The following is an 8580-nucleotide window of genomic DNA, read 5'->3' as shown; positions in this document are numbered from 1 at the left end:
TTGGCAAAAGGCTTTTCCTATACAAACTGAGCGAGAACGTGGGACGTCAAGTTTTTTGATCACACTAATCATATCAAGTTACTTTTGTCAAGTTTTTTGTAAAGAAATATGTTTATAAAGCATAGGTTTAGTAAGGGGGGAAGGCAGGGTAAGCGCAAGAATCAATAAGCCTAGGCTTATTGATAAAAAAACCGCGCCATTCTCAACAAATTAATTCTATTGCGAGTACAGTTCTACGAGATTATAGGGGTTTCGAGCCACGATCAACCGATATCCACCCAATGCACATTATGGGCCTTTTTTTCTTGCGCTTACCCTGGGGGGGAAGGGAGCACCGGAGCACCGGAGCACCGCAACAGGGCACAGGGCACAGGAAAAAAATCCTGTGTCCCTCATTAGAGTGGAAAAAGCTATAATTATCTACAATCAAGACGTAAGCATTCAGCTATTAGCTATTAGCTTATGGGTTAGGTTCGATGCCTCGAAGCCTGAGCCACAGTACTTTTGAATAAAATAAGCTGAGGTTAAGTCACAGGCTGGAAGCCTGAGCCACAGTACTTTTGAATAAAATAAGCTGACCACTGACAGCTGACAGCTTACTGGTATTGAAAATTTCCTGCATAATCCTTGGTAGTTCCCCCGATAAGTTTATAGATACTCAGAAATCAGCTATTGGCACTAAGCATTCAGCCGCTAGTGCCTTAGCTACTGAATGCTTGCATCAAGACTTATTAGTTTAACAAGATCTTGATTGTTTTGCCGTGTTTATCCTGACATTTTTTCATTAAATAATTAAAGTTTCTATAAAGTTTTTTTCTTTTTTGGTCGCAGATAACTGTATTTCAGATATCTTTAATGTAGGAGGACATAGCAGTAATCTTTGATCTTGAATATGGGGTAATTACGGAATCAATAATTTCTGTAGCTAAAAGAAATACGTAGAAATACGTAATCTTTCTTATAGCACGTTTGGAAAATTATTTACTGGCGCGAAATGAGGGAATTACTTCAAGTTTTTATTTATATAAAAACTCGTAAAGTAAAACCATTTAATATTGGGGATAACTAAAGTAAACTACCCGCATTTACCAAACCATGTAGCTACTTTTCAAACACCTTCTTAGAACAGATAGAGTATTTTACTGCATCTACCACATTAGCGGTTGGGATGCAATCTTAACCTAAGTACTAACCTTATGAAAAATCATTTATCTAACTTAAAAGTGGTTAGAAATCTCAAGCCTCGTCAGCTTGGTCTAGCAGTAACCACTTTCGCTGCCCTAGGATTTACCATGTCTGTGCCTGCTGCAGCAGGAGAATTTCGTACCATTAACGGATTTGGTAACAACCTAAATGATCCGACATTGGGTGAAGCCGAAACAGAACTACTTCGGCTCCTGAGTCCTGAGTACGAAGATGGCTTCAACGCACCAAGAATAACCGGTCCGACTGGCAATGTTCTGCCTAACGCTCGTGACATTAGCAATACCATTGTCCGCCAGACTGAATTCGTGCCTAATTTCCTCAACGCCAGCGACTGGATCTGGCAGTGGGGGCAGTTCATTGATCACGACTTGGATCTCAATGAGGGAGAGGCCGCTCCCCCACCAGAGGATTTCACCCCTATCCCAATTAATCCCATTGACATTTCCACTGGTCTTCCAGATCCACTCGCCCCATCTATACCCTTTGTTAGGGTTCCTACAGCTCCAGGTACTGGCACTGGACCTGGCAATCCGCGCCAGCAGATCAACCAGCTAACTTCTTTTATTGATGGTTCACAGGTCTACGGATCTGATTCAGTGCGGGCGGAATTTTTGCGTACGAATGATGGTACTGGAAAGCTCAAGAGCCAGATTATCAATGGTGAAGAGCTACTGCCTTTCAACACTGGGGGATTGCCTAATGCCAACACTGACCGGTCTGGAGCATTAGCACCAGAAGAGTTGTTCATCGGTGGCGATGTTCGTGTCAACGAACAGATTGGGTTAACCGCAGTTCACACCTTGTTCGTGCGGGAGCACAATCGGATAGCTGAAACACTTGCTCAACAAATTGACGCTGGTGACCCGGTGATTTTGGAGAAGTTAGAAGAGTCAGGACTTGATAAAGGGGACTTTATCTACGAATCAGCTCGTAAGGTCGTTGGCGCTCAGATTCAGGTAATCACATACAATGAATTCCTACCGCTATTCATTGGCGATAGCCTTTTGGACGATTACTCTGGCTACGATTCCACCGTTGACCCACGTGTCAGCGTGGAATTTGCCAATGGTACCTTCCGCGTTGGCCACACTTTTCTGTCCCCAGAGCTTCAGCGCATTAACAATGACGGCACTTCCCCCGGAGGGGTCTCCCTTTCCGATGCCTTTTTCACTCCCCAAGAGGTGATTGATAACGGCGTCGATTCACTGTTTTTCGGTTTAGCTTCCCAAGTGGCTCAAGAGTTTGACAATCAGATAGTGGACGAGGTGCGGAATTTCCTGGCCTCGATTCCCACCGGTGGCTTTGACCTTGCTTCACTAAATATTGCACGGGGAAGGGAAGTTGGCCTTCCCGGCTACAATCAGGCTCGTGTGGAACTCGGTTTGGCTCCGGTCACTGGCTTCTTGACCACCAACACCGAACTTGGCATTACTTCTGACCCAGAAATAGCAGCTCTATTTGAACAAATCTACCAGTCTGTAGACGATGTGGATTGGTGGATTGGAGGAATATCTGAGGACTCCTTCAACGGTGGATTGCTCGGTGAACTATTCAATACAGTGATCTCAGACCAGTTCAGGCGCGCACGGGATGGTGACCGGTTCTTTTTCCTCAACGATCTCGATCATCTGCTGGCCTTGGCTCCAGATCTAGAAAGCACTCGCCTCTCGGACATTATTCGCCGAAACTCAAGCATTAGCAAGATCCAAGATAATGCTTTCGTTGTCCCAGAAGACGTGCCGGAACCTAGCAGCATCCTTGGTTTAGTTACACTCCTTGGTTTAGCAGCTATAGCGCAGCGCTATAACTTTCCACCAAAGCCATAACCCTGTACAATAAATCCATGGGTTCGATCGGTTTATATAAGTAATCATCCACTACCTCCATCATTTCTTGTTGCTCTACTTTTGGCAGGCTCGGAATCGTTAAAGCCAGAATTTTTACCCCACCGGTTGTGGAGGATTGACGCAGCCATTGAGTCATTTCGTAACCCTCCCTAGTCGGTAACTGCCAATCAATAATGATCGTCTGGGGCTTAAGCAATGCAATTTGTTTGATGGCAGTGGAACCATCAATCAACCAAATTACTTTATAGCCTGCTGCGGTCAAAATTTCGCAAATTAGGGTAGCCATCTCTTCTTGGTTTTCCACTAAGGCCACAGTGCCTTGAGCTTTGAGAGTTAGGTTGGACTTAGGCATAGCTTTTCCTGAAGTCGCTGGTACCATGGGTTGAGTGGGTAACCAAACTGTAAAACAAGACCCCTCTCCCACTACCGATTCCACCTCAATTTTGCCCCTATGGAGTTCGATCAGCTGTTTGGTTAAGGCTAACCCCAAGCCAGTTCCTTCATACTTGCGACGGTAGGGCGTTTCTAGCTGCTGAAACTTTTGAAACAGTAATGGTAACTGGTCTTGGGCAATACCAATGCCTGTATCTTCCACTTGAAACACTACTAACTGATTTTCTGGCCAGACCCGTAGGATTACTTTACCCCCCTCTGGGGTAAATTTAATCCCATTGCTTAAAAGGTTAAACAAAATCTGTTTAACCCGCCGTTGGTCTGCAGAAAAACAGTCCCTTTCTGGTGGCACTCGCCAATCTAGCTGTAGAGTCACCTGCTGTTGGTAGGCTTGTTCGTTTAGGCTACTCAATACCTGATTGGCTAGCTTACTTAAGGAAAATTTGCTGATAGTCAGGACTAACTTTCCTGCTTCAACCTGAGACAAATCCAGAATATCGTTGATCAGTTCTAGCAGGTGTTGCCCATTGTCCTGGATAGTTTTTAAATAGCGCTGTTGCTTTTCGACAGGTAATCTCTGGGAACTGTCCTGACCAAAACACCAGCGCAAGAGTGTAGCTGCCATCCCAATTACGCAGGTTAGAGGGGTGCGCAATTCATGACTCATGGTAGCTAGAAACTCACTCTTAGCAAGATTGGCTGCTTGAGCAGCTTGCAAAGCATCCCGGAGTGCTTGGGTGCGCTCAATTACCCGTTGTTCAAGGGTGTTGTTTTGCTGCTGCACTTGGGAGTATAACTTCGCTTGATAGATGGCAACGGCTAGGTGTTCAGCAATTGCCTGGAGAAAGTTTTTTTCACTGTCCTGCCATCGCCTTGGCTCGAAACACTGATGGGCAATTAATAGTCCCCACAGGTTGTTTTGGACAATAATTGGTGCGACTAACTTGGCTCGTACTTGATGTCGATGCAACAGTTTAAGTAAGCAATTATGGGTATTATAGGTTCGATCAACATCATCAACAGCAACCGTTGACCCTCGCTGATATTTATGTGTACAGTTAGGTACATGGGTTAAGCATTCCTCCTGCTCAATCACATTCAGCACTGATGGAATACCATCGGAGACTTTAGCTTCGTAGGTAATACAACCCCAGCCTAATTCAGTGGCAGCAGGTGCTGGCTCTAGTGCTGTGGAACTAGAGGTGTAAGGAAAGTCAAATTGATAGATTACTAATCGGTCTACTTCTAGGAAGTGTCGTACCCGTTCAACTGCTGTGGTCAGGATCAGCGGTAACTCTTGGCTTTGACGGATTTGACTGGTCACCTGATTGAGCAATCGCTCCTGCTCAACCTGCTGGTGCAGTGCTTCGGCTACGGGTTGACAAATGGACCCATAGGGATAATCTGGCTCTGCTAATGGTGGAGCATCGGTGTTGTAGTTATCCGTGTTGTAGTCACACAGAATATCAATTAATGATAGGGTAAATTCGCTCTGGATAGCTGGATTATTGGGTTTGAGGGAGGCTTGAGCCCTCTTGATTAGGTTGAGAACATCCTGAGAGGTTTCAAATTCTGATGGTGAGGTTAGGTAGGAGTCTTTGAGATGGGTAAGAAAGTTTGCGATCGCATCCGGAGCGAAAGTTAATCCCACTTGGTACAGTCTCATCAGAGATTCATACCCAGTTAAGGTCTCCGGTTGGGCTTCCCCCCACAGCAGACAACTGAACTGTTCTGATCCGATCAGGGTAAATCTCTGGCTCTGAGTCTGATTAATCACCCTCTGATTCAACAACAGATCAGACTTTAGGAGTATTGCCTCTTCGCCCAAAGTTGACTTTATCTGGTCTAATCGCTGATCCAGACGCTCGAACACAGCCAAGGGCAAAATTCTGAGGAATTTTGGATTACTAAATAATTTGGTAGGTGGAATTAAGGATAACACCTGCTGCCTGGTCCGCTAAATTGCCTGAATGGTGTGGATAGTAGCTTATTTGATAGTAGTTGATTTTTGTCCACCTGCTGATAAGTATTCCCCTATTTTACCAGATTTTAGCGTTGCGTGCAGTGTAGTAAATGTGGTAAATGTTGTAAATGTGATAAATGTAGTAAATGGGCGCAGGGAGAGGGTAGAAGTAATTGGTTTGGTAGGTTAATAACACACCAAACTAAATTGCGATGCTCCTTTGGAGCCGCTACGCGATCGCACTAGATTTAATGAAGGGTTGACATCAAGAATAAGGAGTAAAAATGGAATAGAATAGATGAATATATCAGATTAATAGTCATCAAACATGACACCATAAGAAAGATTAACTCAAGTAGAGAACTTGTTAGAGACAGCAGCACGATACATTAATCGTCACTCTCAGACCATCGAGCAAAATCAAGCAGAAATTACTCAATTACGAGTTTCTCTGAATGAGACCTTAAAATTGTTTTCGGATTTGGCAACCTATCAACGTCAAAGTCAAGAGGAGATTATTCAAAATCAAGAGGAGATTCGTCAAAGTCAAGCAGAGATTCGCCAAAATCAAGAAGAAATACGACGGATTTGGGAATATTTATTAAATCAAAGCGGTAATGAATGAAACGGGCAAGATGCCCGTTCCACGGAGGGAATTAAACCTCTAGCGGTTTGGGAGTGTAAACATAAAATTGATGGATAAAGGGCACCATCCCCCTGTCGTGATTGGCCTTTGGGCCACGCTACGCGATGCTCGGTACGAGCCGCTACGCGAACAGAAAACGTGAATTTTTTTTGCATTCGAGAGCAATAGTGTGATCACCTAGATAGAATTTAGACTGGAAAACGTGCTGGCTACTCGACCTGGGTAGCCGGAAAAAGTCAATCAGGGAATCTCCATCTCATTTCTTTGTTGACGTTCGAGTAGAAACCTCGATGATAAACAACAGCTGTTCTGTGCTTGATTCCCTTTGCAATCTACAACCAAATCCAAACCAAGGACACCAAACTGGTGCTACTAGTCAACGCCTAATACCTAGTGCTTCATACCTAGTGCTTAGAGTCTAATCGAGAAAAGTGCGGGTCAACTTTCTCTAAAATACTGGGTTAGGTTGTTGAGCGCCTCTGTCGCACTTTCAATCGCTGAAGCTAATTCTTCAATGCGGTCAGAGTGAGCTTTACCTTCAATTTCTTTTTTCAGCAGTTCCTGTAATTTCAGAATCAATTCTTTTTGGTAGCTGACTGAATGGGTAAAATCTGTGGATTCCATCATTGGACTTAAATTAATTATATTACCTGATAGCTGATAGCTTAAGCTGACCACTGAATTCGAGTTTACCGAACCCAATTGTGTTCAGTTTACCGTAATTTAGCTCAAGGTTTACTATAGCAGTTCTAAATAGTTCATGAAACCCAAAGCTGATTTCTGATCACACCAAAAAATCCTCGGATCTCTTTCTTACTATTCCCTGCTGCCTGCTCCCTGCTGCCTGCTCCCTGCTCCCTGCTCCCTGCTGCCTGCTGCCTGCTCCCTGCTGCCTGCTCCCTGCTCCCTATTCCCTATTCCCTATTCCCTATTCCCTATTCCCTATTCCCTATTCCCTATCCAACAGTTTTTCATAACGGCAATCCCTATAAAGTTAGTGATAAAAACCGAATGGTCACTGCTATTTTGAAGTACTACCATAATAATCAAAGGCAAAAAAACAAGGCTAAATCAATTAAAAAAATACAACTTGGAGGAAGAGCTATGACTCTAGTTCGTTGGAACCCCTGGAAAGACATCAACACCCTACAACGGGAACTTGACCAGCTATTTGACCATAGTTTTGTGCCCACTACTTTGCGAGAGTTTGGTCATTTAAAAAATGTTCCTGCTGCTGAACTAACCCAAACGGAAGATGCTATCACTCTGAAATTGGAAGTTCCAGGAATGGAAGCCAAAGAATTGAATGTAGAAGTCACAGATACTGTTGTTGCTATCAGTGGAGAACGGAAAGAAGAAACCAATACTGACGAAAAAGGCGTCAAGCGTTCTGAATTCCGTTATGGTAAATTCCAGCGGGTAATTCCTTTACCAGTTCGGATTCAAAATACCAAAGTTCAGGCTGAGTACAAAGACGGTATCTTGAATCTGACCTTGCCCAAAGCTGAAGAGGAAAAAAACAAAGTTGTCAAGGTTAACTTGAACTAACTCCCTGGTTAGCTCAGTGGCTGGTTAACTCAGTGGCTGGCTAACTAGACTTGGGACAATTAGTTAGCTACTGGCGTTTAGACTAAATCGTGACCTCAAAAAGCGATCGCTATCTCAACAAGCGATCGCTTTTTGTTTACATATATAGAAATCCTAAATGAAGCGATGCAGCGCGGTCTTGGGGGTTTCCCCCACTCGCTATTGCATCAAGACATTGTGGGAATTTTTGTTGCCTGCTCCCTGTTCCCTGTTCCCTGTTCCCTGTTCCCTTTCCTATACCAGTTCTCAATGGGGTGGCGACAAAATCATCCTATCATTCAGCAACGCCATCACTGGAGTCAATCGGATCTTTTTCTGTAACTTATCCGGATAACTCAACTCGGCTGAGAAATAGAAAAATAGTAGATGCACCTTGATAGCCATCCCCCTGCAATCAAAGCGGGGGGTTTTTTAATTATAACCATGAAACCTATGAAACCCATACTCAAATCTGCCGCAACTTACCTAATCTTAATGATTGCGATGGTTCTATCTGCTAGCCCTGCCTCTGCTCAACCTGAAGGATTAAAGGGTAGCTACGTGGGAATTAGTAACGATGGCAGCAAAATCAGTAATGATATCCTCAATCCCTTTGATAATTTGCTGGGAATTGGCTCAAACTCAAGCGATGAAAGGATTGGTAGCATGTATCAAGGTCGTATTGATCTGCCCAATTTACCGATTTCAGTGCGTGGTGCAGCGTTTCTCTCTGGCAAAGGTCGTGCGATCGAACCAACAATTACCTATGATGTACCGGTTGCCAGCAATACTAACATTTACGTTGGTGGAGGCTATACCTTTGTGAACAACCAGGAGATCACCACTCCTTTAGGTAATCAAAATTCAGCCGTATTGACTGCTGGTGTAGAAGCAGCAGTCAATGACTACACCATAATCTACGGCAGCGGCAGATTAAGCCTTAGTGATGAAAACAACGA

7 protein-coding genes are annotated in these 8580 nt (G+C 44.1%); 5 read left to right on the top strand and 2 right to left on the bottom strand.

Features of this window, described 5'->3' with window-relative positions; all coding sequences use genetic code 11:
* Positions 1–1196 precede the first annotated feature (1196 nt).
* Positions 1197–3032, top strand: a complete 1836-nt coding sequence (locus F6K49_RS31785; protein ID WP_293103052.1) for a peroxidase family protein — start codon at positions 1197–1199, stop codon at positions 3030–3032.
* Here the strand turns inward: F6K49_RS31785 and F6K49_RS31780 are convergent.
* Positions 2995–5331: an ATP-binding protein gene (locus F6K49_RS31780; RefSeq protein ID WP_293103049.1), complete on the bottom strand. Its 2337-nt coding sequence runs from the start codon at positions 5329–5331 to the stop codon at positions 2995–2997. The genes F6K49_RS31785 and F6K49_RS31780 overlap by 38 nt on opposite strands.
* 442 nt (positions 5332–5773) lie before the next feature.
* Between F6K49_RS31780 and F6K49_RS31775 the strand changes: the two genes are divergently transcribed.
* Entirely contained in the window at positions 5774–6034 is a 261-nt protein-coding gene (locus F6K49_RS31775) for a hypothetical protein (RefSeq protein WP_293068009.1), read from the top strand.
* Between the two features lie 459 nt (positions 6035–6493).
* Here F6K49_RS31775 and F6K49_RS31770 read toward each other — a convergent pair whose 3' ends face one another.
* On the bottom strand, positions 6494–6682 hold the full coding sequence (locus F6K49_RS31770) for a hypothetical protein (protein WP_293026661.1): 189 nt from the start codon (positions 6680–6682) through the stop codon (positions 6494–6496).
* A gap of 477 nt (positions 6683–7159) precedes the next feature.
* Between F6K49_RS31770 and F6K49_RS31765 the strand changes: the two genes are divergently transcribed.
* The 3 genes from F6K49_RS31765 to F6K49_RS31755 form a co-directional block, all read left to right on the top strand.
* Entirely contained in the window at positions 7160–7603 is a 444-nt protein-coding gene (locus F6K49_RS31765; protein ID WP_293068012.1) for an Hsp20/alpha crystallin family protein, read from the top strand.
* Between the two features lie 157 nt (positions 7604–7760).
* Positions 7761–7976 (top strand): hypothetical protein, encoded by a 216-nt coding sequence (locus tag F6K49_RS31760; protein WP_293026655.1) that lies wholly within the window; start codon positions 7761–7763, stop codon positions 7974–7976.
* A 98-nt stretch (positions 7977–8074) separates the two neighbouring features.
* Positions 8075–8580 (top strand): hypothetical protein (locus F6K49_RS31755; RefSeq protein ID WP_293103045.1); only part of this gene is annotated, 506 nt, incomplete at its 3' end.

This window comes from Moorena sp. SIO3I6 (assembly GCF_010672095.1).
Note: the sequence above shows the minus strand (reverse complement) of the source record. Positions and strands in the feature narration are given on the sequence as shown.